This is a genomic window from Accumulibacter sp. (assembly GCF_029255285.1).
Taxonomy (GTDB): domain Bacteria; phylum Pseudomonadota; class Gammaproteobacteria; order Burkholderiales; family Rhodocyclaceae; genus Accumulibacter.
Genome location: NZ_JAPUVI010000113.1, coordinates 26974 through 40783, shown reverse-complemented (window position 1 = coordinate 40783; position 13810 = coordinate 26974). Strand labels below are relative to the sequence as shown.

Below are 13810 nucleotides of genomic sequence, written 5' to 3'. Positions count from 1 at the left end.
CGGCTACGTCCTCAGCAGGCCTAAGCGGCCAGTGCGAAACGCTCATCGTTGGCGTTTATGGATTTGCGCGGATTACGTCCGTCGCCTCTCGGGCCGCCTGCTCGCCTTCTGTCACCCTGTCGAAGCCAGTACACCCCCGCAGTGGTGGAGGTGGCGGGAATCGAACCCGCGTCCAGAACGCTTCCGGTTCGCCGGAATTACGACCATGGTAGGGATTATGGGACTGCCCGCCGATGAATTCAAGAACTCCTTGCGTTCGCGATACAATCCGCGCTCAGCAACTCGATGGTGACGCAAATGAAACCCGATGCGACCGTCCAGAAGGCCGTTTTCCCGGTCGCCGGACTGGGAACGCGATTTCTGCCGGCGACCAAGGCCAGCCCGAAGGAAATGCTCGCCGTGGTAGACAAACCGCTGATTCAATACGCAGTCGAGGAAGCCTACGCGGCTGGTATTCGAGAAATGATTTTCGTCACTGGGCGCAACAAGCGATCGATCGAAGATCACTTCGATGCTGCCTACGAACTCGAGGCCGAACTCTCTGCGGCGGGCAAGGACGATCTGATGGAAGTCGTCCGCTCGATCAAGCCGGACGACATGGACTGCGTCTATGTACGCCAAGCCAGGGCACTCGGGCTCGGCCATGCCGTGCTCTGCGCCGAACGGCTGGTACGCGGCGAACCGTTTGCCGTTTTGCTGGCTGACGACCTGATGATCGGCGAGCCCCCGATCATGCAGCAGATGTGCGAACTGTTCAGTGAGCATCACTGCAGTGTCCTGGCCGTGCAGGAAGTGCCGCCTGACCAGACCAACCGCTATGGGATCGTCAAAGGCGAGCCCATGGCGCCCGATCTGGTCGACGTCAGGGGATTGATCGAGAAGCCGCACCCGAGTGCCGCCCCATCCAATCTGGCGGTCGCCGGTCGCTACATTCTGACACCCGCTGTTTTCGACCTGATCCGCGTGCAGCAACGCGGCGCGGGTGGCGAAATACAACTTACCGACGGCTTGGCGGCCCTACTGACGACGGAACGTGTTCTCGCCTATCGCTATCGCGGCAAACGCTACGACTGTGGCAGCAAACTGGGCCTCATGCAGGCGAGTGTCGTACTCGGCGAAGCCCACCCCGAACTCGGCCCCGAGTTCGCCGCCTGGCTGCGGCAGCGGCAGGCGCCGTGCGCTTCTGCCGACTGAGCTGACACGCGATCAAGGCGAGGACCGTGTGGCCACTCGCAGTCCGGCGGTCAGCACCGCCAGCGATGTGGCCGCGATCACGCCGCCCCAGAACCAGTAGGGCAGCCACAGGGCCTGCGCGATGACGGCGGTGTCGGATGCGTGGCTCCGGCCGCCGACCGTCGCGCTGGCCGAGAACATGTAATCGAGATCGCGCAACCAGCTCAGGCACAGCAAGGCCGCAGTCAGGCGTAGGACGAAGGCGACGCTGTCCTCGCTCAGCCAGAGAGCGACGGCCGCGAAGAAGAGCGCGCAGCCGATGAGAAAGAAGACGCCAAAGGGGTTGCGTGCCCAGCAGATGACGATGGTCAGCAAGCCGCCGGCGAGCAACCAGAGAACGGCCCGCGAAAAGCGCGCGCCGCGCGCCAGAATGAGCAGAAGGCTGCCGGCAAGACTCGGTCCCAGCAAACCTCCCGCGGCGACCAGCGCGCGCGCGCCCGGCCCGCCGCTACCCTGCCACTGAGCGGTGCCCGAGCCGTCGGAATGGAGAACGAAACCGACGAATTCGCCGCCGATCAGCAGCGCGCTGAAGCCGTGGCCAAGTTCGTGGGCAGCGCTCGCCAATAGCGAGAATGGATAAAGGATCGCCTGACCGTAAGGCAATTGCCAGACCACGGCGATCAAGACCAGCACCCAAAGCAGGGCACGCAGAGGTCGGTTGGCAGGGGCGTTGGCCGGTAAGCGCAGCGATGGGCTTGCCATGTTAGTCACTCCCGCGCAGCATCGAATGCCGCGAAGTTGTTGCGAAGCTCGGCGCGAAGCAACGCGCTGTCGGCCGCGTGCAGAAAAGCGTCGAGGAATTTCTAAGCCGAGACCAGCTTACCCTGGGCAGCATGGCGCAGACAAGACCGATCGCGCTGCCGGCAACGCTGCACGACGCGCCGAAATGCGATACCTTCTGCGATTCGCCTCGGCCTGACCAGCGACCATTGATCGGTCTGTCAGACGACGCGCTCCGCCGCCACGAGGCGCGGCGGGAAATTGGGGAGACGACATGGATCTCGAGGCTTGCATCAGGGAAATCGGGCGCGGCGCCAACGGTGCTCGCGGTCTGGAGCGCGCGGCGGCACAGCAGCTTTACGGCGCCATGCTCGACGGCGAGGTGCCTGATCTCGAGTTGGGTGCGATCGTCATCGCGCTGCGGGTGAAAACCGAGACGGTCGACGAAATGGCCGGCTTCCTCGCCGCCACCAATGAACGACTGTCCGTCCTCGTCCCGCCACCAGGAGAAATCCGCCCAGTCGTCATCCCGACCTATAACGGTGCCCGCCGCAGTGCCAATCTGACGCCGCTGCTGGCGCTCCTGCTGCAGCGTTTCGGCGTACCGGTGCTCGTGCATGGGCTGAACGACGATGGCCACACTTACGGACGAGTCACCAGTGAGCAGATCTTCCAAGCCTTCGGTCTGCCATCGAGCGCGAGCCTGCAACAGGCGCAAACCGCAGTGGACGAAAACGGTCTTGCTTACCTGCCCTTGTCGGTCCTTTCTCCCGGCCTCGAGCGGCAACTCGCCTTGCGCCGCCGGCTCGGCCTGCGCAATAGCGCGCACAGCATCGTCAAGATGCTCGATCCCTTTGCCGGCCAAGGCCTGTTGCTCACCGCCGCCACCCACCCGGATTACATCATCAGCATGCGCGCCGTGCTCAGCTGCTTCGGCGCGCATGCCTTGCTGCTGCGCGGCACCGAAGGCGAGCCTTTTGCCAATCCGAAGCGCCAGCCGCTTATCGAATACCTGCACGACGGACTGAACGAGCCTCTCGTCGCCGCCGAGCACGACAGTCTGAGCAAGCTGCCCGCCTTACCCGAGAACGGCGGCGCCGAAGCGACGGTCAGCTGGATGCGCGGCGTTTTGGCCGGCGATATCCCTCTGCCACCCCCAATCGCCAGCCAAGTGGCCTGCTGCCTCTACGCCAGCTATCGCAGCGAGGACTTCGATCAGGCGATGCGACTGCTGACCAGCGGACGCCATGGGCTGCGCGTCTCGTAAGTCGTCGGCGCCGCGTCCCGGCGAAGTCCATCAAGGCGGCGCGGCGTGCCGTCGCGGCGGTTCTTGCTCGGCCACTGACGCTCCGCGTCTCCACCATTTCCAACCATGGAACCCCTAATGATCAAGCGACAGCGAGCGACAGTGATCGTCGAATTCGAACGACGGATCCTGGTCGTCGAAAACCGTGGTGGGCTGATTCTGCTCCCGGGAGGAGGCATCGGTCCACACGAAAGCCAGCAGCACGCGGCGGCCCGCGAACTCGCTGAGGAAACCGGTCTGGTTGCCGAATCGGTACGTTTCCTCTTCAGCCACGAGTCACCAAGCAACTGCCATCACGTCTTCTGGGCCGTCGCCACCGGTTCGCCGCTGGCCGGCGACGACGCGACGGCCTGGCATCTGCACGACCCGGACGACCCGGCGTCGAGCCGCCGGATGTCGCAGGCAACGCGGCAAATCATCCAAAGGTTTCTCGTGTGGCGGGCAGAAAATCCTGCCGGATTATCCGGGTGATCAGGTTGAGCCCGGTCTGGCAGCCGGCGGCCACCGACTAACGAGGCGCCGTGCTCAGGTCAGGATGGCGTATGTCTCCGCGCTGAAGCCCACCAGTAAGCACGTTCCGGTGTCGAGCACCGGCCGCTTGATCAGCGTCGGGTGCTCGGCCATCAGACGCAGCGCTTTTGCTTCGTCGACCTCGGCCCGCTCTTCCTCGGTCAATTTTTTCCACGTCAGGCCGCGCGTGTTGAGCAGCGAGCGCCAGCCGACACGGCGGCTCCAGTCTGTCAGATGCGCTGTGGCGACACCCGGCTTGCGGTAGTCGCTGAACTCGTAGGCGACACCGTTGGCTTCAAGCCAGGCAAAGGACCTTTTCATGGTGTCGCAATTCCTGATGCCAAAGATCGTGATCATCGCTTCCCCGTGCCGGAGAGCCTCGCACGAACTGACGACGGTGTCGGCCGGCGTCTGGTTCGGGATCAAGACATCGGCGGCCGGACGAATATCTCGACGCGGCGGTTCTGAGCGCGGCCAAGCTCGCTGGCATTCGAAGCCACCGGCTCGTCCTGACCCCGACCGAAGGCCTGCAGGCGCGAACTCTCGACGCCACGCCCGGCAAGATAGTTGGAAACGGAGCGCGCACGATCGAGCGACAACTTCCGGTTGCCGTCAGGCGTACCGGTACTGTCGGTGTGTCCGACGATGGTACCGGTCACGCCGCAGTACTCGCGGATCGTACTGGCCACGGAATCGAGCGTTGCGGCGAAAGAGGGGCTGATATCGGAACTGCCACTGCGAAACATCACGGCGCCTGGAATGTCCATTTTGACCGAGCCGTCCGGCTGCTCGGTCATGCCGATCATCTTGTTGTATTGTGAGCCGACCAGCGCACCGGTCAGGGCGCCCAACAATAATCCATTGCGCACACCGACCGACGATTTCTTAGCCACCGAGCCGCCGACCACGCCGCCGAGAACGGCGCCGGCAACCGCGCCGATGGCGGCGTTCTGGGCGTTGCTGTTGCCACCGCCGCCGAGCGGGCGGCAAGCACCAGACCCCGGCGCGGCGACCTGTTGCGGCGGTACGGTCGCGCAGCCGGCAACGGCGACCGCAGTTAAGGTCACGACGGCAAATCGATTCAGTTTCATGTGTGCTCCTCCCCTTTTCCCTGGCAATGCGCCGACCACAGGGTGCGGCCAGCCGTAATGGATTATCTTTGTATCCTGCGTGCCGCCCATTCGTCAAGCCCTTAAACATGCTCTGAAGTGAAAGCCTTAGCGAAGTGGCGTAGAATCTCCTGCGCTTTTCTGCCCCGGTTTCACCGGCTCGTTAATGGGGTAAAGGTACGTGCCCTTCCTGAGTCATACCGGAGTTGCCAGACACCCCGGGCCCCTGCGGCTGTTTTGGGAGAACCATGGCGCGCCTGAACATACGCCACAGCGCCGCCTGGCGGGGAATGTCGCCACCCTCGACGCCGCACCGGCTACCTTACTCCCGGACAAGGTACCGGATAGGCACGCACGGCGACATCCCGCTCGGTTTGCTCGGTCAGGCCACGGCGGATTCAGCCAAGGAAGCCGGATGAACGTGCCGCCCGCCCTACCCACCTTTACCGAAGCCGCGACCACGGCGGCCGCCCGGAGTCCGGAGGCCAGGCGCCGCGTCGCCGTCCGAACACAAGCCATTTCCGCACATGAAAGGCAAACGAATGAAAAACAAATACTTGTTCGTCTGCCGTCTGCTGTCGATGCTGACCAGCGTTCTGCTGATCGTGTTGACCTGGCGGGCATCACCAGGCCTCGCCGCGGAGCTCCGGCCTCCCGTACGGGTCGGCTTTGACGGCGCCTTCGGCACTACCGGAACCATCACCTCGGAGGCCATCAAGTACGGTCTCGAGATGGCCATCACCGAGATCAATGCGGCCGGCGGTGTGCTCGGCGGGCGGCGCATCGAGCTGGTAGTCAAGGACAACCGTGCCAATCCGGCGCGTGGCAAGGCCAACATGCAGGAATTCGGCGCCATGCCCGACGTGGTCGCGGTTTTTGGTGGGGCTTTCAGCACGGTCATGCTCGAGTCGCTCGGTACCGCACACGACGCCAAAATCGTTCTGCTCCTGCCCTGGGCGTCGGCGGATGAGCTGATCGACAACGACAGGCAACCGAACTACGCCTTCCGCATAGGCATCCACGACGATCTTTCGGCCCAGGCCATGCTTGGCCGGGCGCGCGCCCTGGGATTGAAACGCATTGGGCTGATGGTCGCCAACAGTGGCTGGGGCCGCAGCAACCTGGGGGCCTTCGAGCGCCATGTCAAGAAGATGCCCGACATGAAGGTGGTCGGCGTAGACTGGCACAACGCCGGCGCTACCAGTCTGATCGACAAATACGACCAACTGCGCAAAGCAGGCGCGCAGGCCATCATGCTGGTCATGACTGGTTGGGAACTGGCGGCCTTGTTGCACGAGATCGGCCAGCGGCCGCGCGAAGCATTCCTGCCCTTCCTGGCCCACGGCGGCGGGGTGATCGGCTGGCGGCTGTTCGACGCGCATGGCGCCGTGCTCAGACGCCTCGATTTCAGCGTGGCGCAAAGCTTCAGCCTGTTCCGTATCCCGCCGGCCAAGGCTGAGGCCATGGCGGCCAAAGTGCGCGAAGCCTACGGCATTGATCTCTACCGGGACTACGACGGCCCGGTCGGCTTCGCCAACGCCTACGACCTGATGCATATCCTGGCGCGCGCGATCCATCTGGCGGGCAGCGCCGAGCGCGCCAAGGTACGCGACGCCATGGAGCAGGTGCGAAACTATGATGGCCTGATGCGCCGCTACGCGCGGCCTTTCGAGCACGGGCGCCACGAAGCCGCCAGTTTGGCGCAGATCGTGTTCACCCACTACCGCGCCGATGGCGTGCTGGTGCCGGTGGACGCCAACGCCAATCGCACTCGTCAGCCGGCGAACGAACGACGATGACCCTGGTTCTGCGCACCGCAATCGCCGTCGCCGCGATCACCATCGCCCTATTGATGGTGGTCGGGGCCGTGTCGTTCGTCGCCATGCGCGACATGACCACCGAATTGCTGGTGCGCGCCGAGGTCGACACCGCACAGCTCGCGGCAGTACGGGTCGAGGAACGGCTGCGGCGCATGAAGGATACCGCCGTCTCCGTGGCGGCCAACCCGATCGTCACCAATGCGCTACTCGACAGCGCCGGCCGGGAAGCCTATCTGCTGCCGCTGTTGCGCGCCTCGGTACCGGCCGACGCCGAGAACGCCTTGATTGCCTTGACCGACTACGCGGGGCAGATCGTGCAAAGCTCCGCCCGAAAGACCACACTGAACTCGACAGACCGGACGTGGCTCGCTTCAGTAGTCGAAGTCGGCCGCTCCGCTGCGCGGCTGCGTAGGGACGGCGAATCGTCAGGCGGCGCGGCGCAGACCCGTCTCACCGGCCTGATGCTGGCCTGGCCAGTCGTATTTCCGCCTACCCAGGCCGTCGAAGGAGCGGTCCTGGTGGACTTGCCCATGGAGGACATCATGACCAGCCGGGTCGCCGTCAATCAGGTCGAGATCGTGCAAGGAGAGGTTCGGCAGGTGGGAGAAGTGTCGGTCGTGGGCGACGAGATCCTGGTGTCGCTGCAACTCGACGCGCCCCTGAACGGACTCGGTCTGGCGTTGCGTTCGAAGATGAACCGCTCGGTGATCGACGAGGCGATCCAGGCGCTGCTGATCCGTTATCTATGGCTGGGTGCGGCCCTCACCGCGCTGACCGCGCTGGCCAGTGCGCTGGCCGCGCGCCGCCTGTTGCGCCCCTTGCACAATCTGGCCGAGGCGACCGGCCGGGTGGTCACGGCCGCCTCCTACGAAAGGCGCTTCGACAGCGGTGGCAGTGCCGAGATCGCCGCCCTGGACGACGCCTTCAACGCCATGATGGACCGTCTTCACCAGGCCGCCGAACGCGAGCGCGCCACCCAGGAGATCCGCTTTCGCACGGTAGTCAATAGCGTACCCGACGCCATTGTCACCTTCGACGGTGCCGGCAACATCGAGAGCTTCAGCCCGGCGGCCGAGCGGATCTTCGCCAGCCGCGTCGAGGATCGGATCGGCCGTCCGGCGCTTGACTTGGTCGCCGATTTCGACCGGGACTCTCTGGCCAACCGCTTCAAGGGGGAAATGGAAGACTGTGGCGCGAGCGGCGAGATTCATGGCCGGCGCGGCGACGGTAGTGTTTTCCCGATGGACTATTCGATCAGCGCCATCGATCTGAACGGCGAGAGGCATTTCGCCGCCACCTTTCGCGATATCACCGCGCGCAAGGAGGCGGAGGTGACGCTACGTCGCCTCAATCAGGAACTCGAGGCGCGCGTGGCGGAACGTACAGCCGAACTTTCGGCCGCGAAGGATCTGGCGGAAGCGGCGAACAAGGCGAAGAGTGCCTTCCTGGCCAACATGAGCCACGAGTTGCGCACGCCGCTGAATGCCATCATCGGATTCTCCGAACTGATGCGGCGCGATGCCCGGAGCGGTCGCGCGGCACTGACGCAGAGCCAGAACGAGAAGCTGGACGCGATCCATCACGGCGGGGAGCATCTGCTCGCGCTGATCAACGAAGTGCTCGACCTGTCCAAGGTCGAAGCTGGTCAGGCAAGTTGCAACCTTGGCGACTGCGATGTCGAGGTGCTGCTCAGGGACATGCGGGAACTGTTCGGCCAGCGCGCCGCGCAGAAAGGCCTGTCGCTCAAGGTCGAGCGGCAGGCGGATACACCGCGCTACGTGAGGACCGACACGGGCAAGTTGCGCCAGGTGTTGATCAACCTGGTGGGCAACGCCGTAAAGTTCACGGCCCAGGGCGGCGTGGTGCTCGACGTCTGCCGGGCGCCGGGAGCGGCGGCGGCCGGTCGCTGCCGGCTGCGTTTTGCCGTGGGCGACAGCGGCCCCGGGATCCCGGTCGACGAACGCGAGCGCCTGTTTCAGGCTTTCGCGCAGACGCAGTCCGGGATGCGCAGCCAGGAAGGCACTGGCCTGGGCCTGACGATCAGCCGCGAGTACGTGCGCCTGCTCGGCGGCGACATCACACTTGAGAGCGCGCCGGGTCAGGGCAGCCGCTTTTTCTTCGATCTCGACCTGGAGGCGGTTGCCGCCGCGGCGCCCGTGGTCAGCCAACGCATGGTGGTGGATTTGGCAGCTGGGCAGCAGCGTTACCGGATTCTGGTGGTCGACGATCTGGAATCGAACCGCTCCCTGCTTGTCAAGCTGCTTGAGCCGCTGGGTTTCGAAGTGGAGGACGCTGCCAACGGCGAGGAGGCGCTGCGACGCTGGCGCGAATGGCATCCCCATCTGATCTGGTTGGACATTCGGATGCCGGGTCTGGACGGCTACGAGGTGACGCGGCGGATACGCGCGGCCGAGCCCGAGCGGCGCACGCAGATTCTGGCGATCACGGCAAGCGCCTTCGACGACGAACGGGAGCAGGTGCTGGCGGCCGGCTGCGACGGATTCTTGCGCAAACCGTTCCGTCCCGATGAACTGCTCGAAATGATGGAGACGCACTTGGGGATCGTCTATGAGTACGCCGAAGACGAGACAAAAGGGCCGGCCGATCTGTACACGATGGCGGCGCTGCCTGGCGTGGCACGCCTGTGCGATCTACCGGCCGAACTGCGAGACCAGTTGCGAGACGCCGTCTTGTGTCTGGACATACAGCGCACCGCCGAACTGACACAGGAGGTGGCCGCGCTGGATTCGGAACTAGGAGCGTGGCTTGCCAGCGAGGCGCGGGAGATGCGTTACGAACGGCTGCTCAAGCTGTGCGAGAGCGACCCGGGCAGCATGCAGGAACAATCTCTGTGACCCCGTGCCGCTGCCGAGCTAACGCAAAAGCACGGCAGCTCGACAGACGGCCTCCTGGTGGTCGACGGCTTGCCAAACGATCTGAGGCTGGTGACGTCGTGCTGGCGAAACCGCCATGGCGTAGTTGGCGGCTTTGCACACCGCGCTGGTTTGGGTGTGCGAAACCTTCCCATCCAAGTGGTGTTGGGCGTTCTCCCGTGCGGCGGCTCGAAGGAAGGAGCGGGAAAAGCCATGGCCAGATCGCTTGAGCGACTACTCCTTCGGTCGGTGGTCGTGGAAACGACGGGACGAACGATGTCGCCGGGGATGGTAGTTGCGAATTTTCAGATCCCTCCTGGCTCCGCTGCAACTGCCGGCGACAGCGAAATCGGGGCATTCGTTTGCTACGGCAGTCGACAGTTCCATCTGTTGCCAATATTCCCCGGTGATGAAAGCAAGCTAGCCTCCTCGGCTGACCAGCAGCACTCCCGCGACGACCAGCGCGGCACCCGCCAGTTGCGCCGCCGAGATGGGCTCGGCGAGCAGCCACCAGGCGAGAAATACGGTCATTAGGGGGCCCAGGGTACCGATCAGCACGGCCTTGGCCGAGCCGATACGGCGGATCGCCGCCGATTGCATGAATACCGGCAGTATCGTAGAGAAAACGGCCATCGCCAAACCGTAGGCATAGACGGCCGGCGGCTGGAGCAAGGCAGTCAGCGGTTGTGTAGCCAGGAAATGCCACTGGGTGGCGACGGTCGAGACGATCATTGCCAGCGCCGTGAAGCGCGCCGAGCCCAGCCGTTGAATTGCCGGTCCGCTGCCTGCGAGATAGAGGGCGTACGAAAGTGACGATCCGAAGACGAGCGCGACCCCGGTCAGCACCGTCGTCATTTCGCCGGCGACCTGCAGGTCGTGCGCGAACGCGAGTGCGATTCCTGCGTAGGACAGCAACAGCGAGGCGATCTGTCGTCGGGTTAACGAGGCGCCCATAAAGAGGGCGCCGATCAGCAGGGTCAGCGTCGGATACGTGAACAAGATCAAGCGCTCGAGAGCGGCCGAGATGTACTGCAACCCGAGGAAGTCAAGAATGCTCGCGCCGTAGTAGCCGAGAACCCCGAGGGCGACCAGCAAAACCCAATCGTTGCTGGACAACGGCGCTGCCGAGCGGCTCGCCGCGATGCCCACGCAGAGGAATACGGGTAGGGAAAAGGCCATGCGCAAGGACAAAAGGGTCACCGCATCGACTGTCGCTGCCGCATAGGCCAGTTTGACGAAGATCGCCTTGAGCGAAAAACCGAGAGCGGCAAGTATCGCAAGGGCAACCCCCAGGCGTTCGGAGGACCAGTTTTTCCAGGGCATGGGATCAAAAGACTTGGTAAAGAACGAATGATGGGCTTCATGCCAGCAAGAAACAATTGGTATATTATCAAGACAGCGTTCGTCGGAAACGAACACAATGCACTACGAACTCACGGATCTACGCCTCTTCGTGGCCATCGCCGAAGCGCGAAATCTGACCCGCGGTGCGGAGCGGGCGCACTTGGCGCCCTCCTCCGCCAGCCACCGCCTCCGCCTTCTCGAAGCGCGGCTCGGCACCCCCTTGTTTTTTCGTCAGGCCCGCGGCGTCACCCTTACCCGCGCCGGAGAGGTACTGCTGCGGCACGCGCGACAGCTTCTGGCGCAACTCGAACAACTCCAGGCCGACCTCGCGCCCTACGCCGCAGGCGTGCGCGGTCATGTAACCCTGTGGGCCAACACACACGCGACGCATAGCTTTCTACCTGACGACCTCGCCGACTTTCTGCGCCGTTACCCGCAGGTCAGCGTCACGCTGGCCGAGCATACCAGCCCGCAAATCGTCGTCGCGGTCGCGCGCGGCGAGGTCGAAGTCGGTGTCGTCGCCGAACGTATCGCAGGTGCCGACGTCGAGCTGATTCCCTACCGCGCCGACCGCTTGGTGCTGGTCACGCCCGTGGCGCACGCCTTGGCCAGGCGTGCCAGCATCCGCTTCGGCGAGGTCCTCGATCATCCGTTCGTGATGCTGCACGCTGGATCGGCGATTCACACCTTCACGATGAACGCCGCCGCCGCGCTCGGACGGCACGTCAACGTCCGTATCCAGGTCAGAAGCTTCGATGCCGTCTGCCGGATGGTCGGCGCGGGGGTCGGTATCGGACTCGTGCCGCGCAGCGCCGTCGCGCACGGTACACCGCACGACGCGCCAACCGTGCTCGAACTCGACGAGCCCTGGGCGCAGCGCGATCTGCAACTCTGCGTCCGCCGACGCAAGGACCTGTCCGGCTTCGCCGCCGCGCTGGTGGACTGTCTCGCGGCACGCCAGGACGCGTTCCAATGACCCGGCCGATTGACTGTTCTGACTCCCATCATGCACACTCTTCGGGCGACTGAGCCGTCGAGCCGATCATCGACCTCGATTCGCCGGCCGTTGGCTGGACGCCCGTCCGGCACCTCATTACGGAGCAAAAAATGCGCGTATTTCAGATTCAGGACGATTGGGGAATGGCCAACCTCAAAGTCGCCGACCGGCCGCTCCCTCAACCCAAGACCGGACAAGTCCTGCTGCGGATGCGTGCCTCGTCGCTGAATTACCGTGATCTCGTCGTTCCCGAGCGTGGCTATGGCAGCTTCACCGGAACACTACCGCTGATCCCGGTTTCGGACGGCGTCGGCGAGGTCGTCGAGGTCGGACCAGACGTCAGCCGGGTGGCCGTCGGTGATCGCGTCTGTCCGACATTCTTTCAGGGCTGGATCGCCGGCGAACCCGACCTGCCGCGCATGAAACCTTCACTCGGGGGACCTCTCGACGGCACGATGGCTGAGTTCATGTGTCTTTCCGAAGAAGGAGTCGTCAAGGTTCCCGCCTATCTCGACGACCTGGAAGCCGCCACCTTGCCGTGCGCGGCGCTGACCGCGTGGAGTGCGTTGATGACCTACGGCAAGGTCAAGGCCGGCGAGCGGGTACTGGTGCAGGGCTCTGGCGGCGTCGCGCTTTTCGCACTCAGTTTCGCCAAGCTCGCCGGCGCACACGTGACCGTAATTTCCTCCAGCGATGAAAAAATCGAGCGCCTCGAGGCACTCGGCGCCGACGCGACGATCAATTACCGGACGACCCCCGAATGGTCGAAGCCGGCGCGCGAGATCACCGACGGGCGTGGCTTCGACCACATCGTCGAACTCGGTGGCGAAAAGACCCTGCCGCAATCGCTGCGCTGCATCCGCCCCGGCGGCACCTTGTCGATGATCGGCGTCCTCTCGGGTTCGTCGCTGTCGACGCCGCTCGGTCTGATCATTACCCGGCAGGTACGGCTGCAGGGTATCACCGTGGGCCATCGCGATGGCCTGGAGGCAATGATGCGAGCATTCGCGCAACACCGCTTGCCGGTCGTCGTCGACCGAGTCTTCGAGTTCGACGAACTGAAGGAGGCGTTGAGCTACCTGCAAAGCGGCGCACAGTTCGGCAAGATCTGTCTTCGCCACTGAGCGCGAGCCGCCCGCCCACGGCACGCTTGCTGGTTAGCGCCAGGCGGCTGCCGCGAGATCCGTCGATCGTGATGCTTCTGAGTCGGCGCCCGCTTCGACGACTGAATGGCCATCGGGCTTATCCGGAAGTTGCGCCACGTCGGCAACTCAAGCCAACTCGCCGCTGTCCCATGAAAGGCGGAAATCTGGACGCTGGCCAGCAAACGCCTGGAGTGGCAAAACTTTGCTAACATGCCCCACACACCAACCACCGGAGCAACAACATGCCCAATCAAACCTCATTGATCGATCCACTGAGCTTCGCCAGAAAACTGTGGGGAGGCATGGGCGCTTCCCTGCCCGGCCTGGTGACCCCGACCCTCGACGTCGCCGAAATCGAAAAGAAGGTGGCTGACCTCAAGGCGGTCGAAAACTGGCTGAAGATGAATCTGTCGATGCTGCAGATGACGATCCAGGGGCTCGAGATGCAGTGCGTGACACTCAATGCGGTACGCGCGCTGGGCCAGATGGCAAGCGGTTATGGAACGAACGGTGCCGCGGCGGCCGACGCTGGCCAGTCGACCGCGCCGCTGGCGACAGTGACCGGCAACGACGCGCTCAAGCAGGCCGCCATGTGGCCATGGACACTGCTGCAGCAACTGCAGGAGCAAATGCAGCAGGCGGCCACAGCGGCGGCCTCGACGACGCCGGGTGAAGACGCCACGAAGCCCTGAACCACCCCGCGGCATCGGCAAACGCGCTGACCTCACCCGTCCGCCGTACAGGCGGCGGGCA

The 13810-nt window shown here is 64.2% G+C and carries 13 protein-coding genes and 1 other RNA gene; 9 read left to right on the top strand and 5 right to left on the bottom strand.

What is annotated here, in order from left to right; all coding sequences use genetic code 11:
* Positions 1–258, bottom strand: a transfer-messenger RNA (tmRNA) gene (ssrA, locus tag Q1M07_RS18695); the annotation flags it as partial.
* 39 nt (positions 259–297) lie between these two features.
* On the opposite strand from ssrA, the gene galU reads away from it, so the two are divergent.
* Positions 298–1194, top strand: a complete 897-nt coding sequence (galU, locus tag Q1M07_RS18690) for a UTP--glucose-1-phosphate uridylyltransferase GalU (RefSeq protein ID WP_300456794.1) — start codon at positions 298–300, stop codon at positions 1192–1194.
* A gap of 12 nt (positions 1195–1206) precedes the next feature.
* Here the strand turns inward: galU and Q1M07_RS18685 are convergent, their stop codons facing one another.
* A complete protein-coding gene (locus Q1M07_RS18685) occupies positions 1207–1935 on the bottom strand; it encodes a M50 family metallopeptidase (protein WP_300456791.1) in 729 nt (242 codons plus the stop codon).
* A gap of 292 nt (positions 1936–2227) precedes the next feature.
* Between Q1M07_RS18685 and ybiB the strand changes: the two genes are divergently transcribed.
* Positions 2228–3220, top strand: coding sequence for a DNA-binding protein YbiB (gene ybiB, locus Q1M07_RS18680; protein WP_300456788.1), 993 nt, complete (start codon positions 2228–2230; stop codon positions 3218–3220).
* Positions 3221–3337: 117 nt separating this feature from the next.
* A complete protein-coding gene (locus Q1M07_RS18675) occupies positions 3338–3730 on the top strand; it encodes an NUDIX domain-containing protein (RefSeq protein ID WP_300456785.1) in 393 nt (130 codons plus the stop codon).
* 54 nt (positions 3731–3784) lie between these two features.
* Here Q1M07_RS18675 and Q1M07_RS18670 read toward each other — a convergent pair whose 3' ends face one another.
* Both Q1M07_RS18670 and Q1M07_RS18665 read right to left on the bottom strand, forming a co-directional pair.
* Positions 3785–4126, bottom strand: a complete 342-nt coding sequence (locus Q1M07_RS18670) for an ArsC family reductase (protein WP_300456782.1) — start codon at positions 4124–4126, stop codon at positions 3785–3787.
* A gap of 65 nt (positions 4127–4191) precedes the next feature.
* Positions 4192–4860, bottom strand: a complete 669-nt coding sequence (locus Q1M07_RS18665) for an OmpA family protein (RefSeq protein ID WP_300456779.1) — start codon at positions 4858–4860, stop codon at positions 4192–4194.
* 266 nt (positions 4861–5126) lie between these two features.
* Between Q1M07_RS18665 and Q1M07_RS18660 the strand changes: the two genes are divergently transcribed.
* The 3 genes from Q1M07_RS18660 to Q1M07_RS18650 all read left to right on the top strand — a co-directional run bounded on the left by Q1M07_RS18660 (position 5127) and on the right by Q1M07_RS18650 (position 9553).
* The gene (locus Q1M07_RS18660; RefSeq protein ID WP_300456776.1) at positions 5127–5297 is read left to right on the top strand and encodes a hypothetical protein; all 171 of its coding nucleotides are present in this window, start codon (positions 5127–5129) and stop codon (positions 5295–5297) included.
* Positions 5298–5420: 123 nt separating this feature from the next.
* Positions 5421–6677 (top strand): ABC transporter substrate-binding protein, encoded by a 1257-nt coding sequence (locus Q1M07_RS18655; RefSeq protein ID WP_300456773.1) that lies wholly within the window; start codon positions 5421–5423, stop codon positions 6675–6677.
* Complete coding sequence (locus Q1M07_RS18650; RefSeq protein ID WP_300456770.1) at positions 6674–9553, top strand: response regulator; 2880 nt, start codon at positions 6674–6676, stop codon at positions 9551–9553. Before Q1M07_RS18655 ends, Q1M07_RS18650 begins: the two co-directional genes overlap by 4 nt.
* 438 nt (positions 9554–9991) lie before the next feature.
* Here the strand turns inward: Q1M07_RS18650 and Q1M07_RS18645 are convergent, their stop codons facing one another.
* Entirely contained in the window at positions 9992–10894 is a 903-nt protein-coding gene (locus Q1M07_RS18645) for a DMT family transporter (protein ID WP_300456766.1), read from the bottom strand.
* A gap of 97 nt (positions 10895–10991) precedes the next feature.
* On the opposite strand from Q1M07_RS18645, the gene Q1M07_RS18640 reads away from it, so the two are divergent.
* From Q1M07_RS18640 to Q1M07_RS18630, 3 genes are all read left to right on the top strand, one after another.
* On the top strand, positions 10992–11891 hold the full coding sequence (locus Q1M07_RS18640; protein WP_300456764.1) for a LysR family transcriptional regulator: 900 nt from the start codon (positions 10992–10994) through the stop codon (positions 11889–11891).
* Between the two features lie 131 nt (positions 11892–12022).
* On the top strand, positions 12023–13036 hold the full coding sequence (locus Q1M07_RS18635) for an NAD(P)-dependent alcohol dehydrogenase (RefSeq protein ID WP_300456762.1): 1014 nt from the start codon (positions 12023–12025) through the stop codon (positions 13034–13036).
* 263 nt (positions 13037–13299) lie between these two features.
* A complete protein-coding gene (locus Q1M07_RS18630; RefSeq protein ID WP_300456760.1) occupies positions 13300–13749 on the top strand; it encodes a PhaM family polyhydroxyalkanoate granule multifunctional regulatory protein in 450 nt (149 codons plus the stop codon).
* Positions 13750–13810: the final 61 nt, after the last annotated feature.

What these genes read in the sequence shown, in the direction of transcription:
- Q1M07_RS18645 (WP_300456766.1), bottom strand. Translation starts at nt 10,894, where the DNA reads ATGCCCTGGAAAAACTGGTCCTCCGAACGCCTGGGGGTTGCCCTTGCG.
- Q1M07_RS18640 (WP_300456764.1), top strand. Translation starts at nt 10,992, where the DNA reads ATGCACTACGAACTCACGGATCTACGCCTCTTCGTGGCCATCGCCGAA.
- Q1M07_RS18650 (WP_300456770.1), top strand. Translation starts at nt 6,674, where the DNA reads ATGACCCTGGTTCTGCGCACCGCAATCGCCGTCGCCGCGATCACCATC.
- Q1M07_RS18635 (WP_300456762.1), top strand. Translation starts at nt 12,023, where the DNA reads ATGCGCGTATTTCAGATTCAGGACGATTGGGGAATGGCCAACCTCAAA.
- Q1M07_RS18660 (WP_300456776.1), top strand. Translation starts at nt 5,127, where the DNA reads ATGGCGCGCCTGAACATACGCCACAGCGCCGCCTGGCGGGGAATGTCG.
- Q1M07_RS18675 (WP_300456785.1), top strand. Translation starts at nt 3,338, where the DNA reads ATGATCAAGCGACAGCGAGCGACAGTGATCGTCGAATTCGAACGACGG.
- Q1M07_RS18655 (WP_300456773.1), top strand. Translation starts at nt 5,421, where the DNA reads ATGAAAAACAAATACTTGTTCGTCTGCCGTCTGCTGTCGATGCTGACC.
- Q1M07_RS18630 (WP_300456760.1), top strand. Translation starts at nt 13,300, where the DNA reads ATGCCCAATCAAACCTCATTGATCGATCCACTGAGCTTCGCCAGAAAA.
- Q1M07_RS18685 (WP_300456791.1), bottom strand. Translation starts at nt 1,935, where the DNA reads ATGGCAAGCCCATCGCTGCGCTTACCGGCCAACGCCCCTGCCAACCGA.
- ybiB (WP_300456788.1), top strand. Translation starts at nt 2,228, where the DNA reads ATGGATCTCGAGGCTTGCATCAGGGAAATCGGGCGCGGCGCCAACGGT.
- Q1M07_RS18670 (WP_300456782.1), bottom strand. Translation starts at nt 4,126, where the DNA reads ATGATCACGATCTTTGGCATCAGGAATTGCGACACCATGAAAAGGTCC.
- galU (WP_300456794.1), top strand. Translation starts at nt 298, where the DNA reads ATGAAACCCGATGCGACCGTCCAGAAGGCCGTTTTCCCGGTCGCCGGA.
- Q1M07_RS18665 (WP_300456779.1), bottom strand. Translation starts at nt 4,860, where the DNA reads ATGAAACTGAATCGATTTGCCGTCGTGACCTTAACTGCGGTCGCCGTT.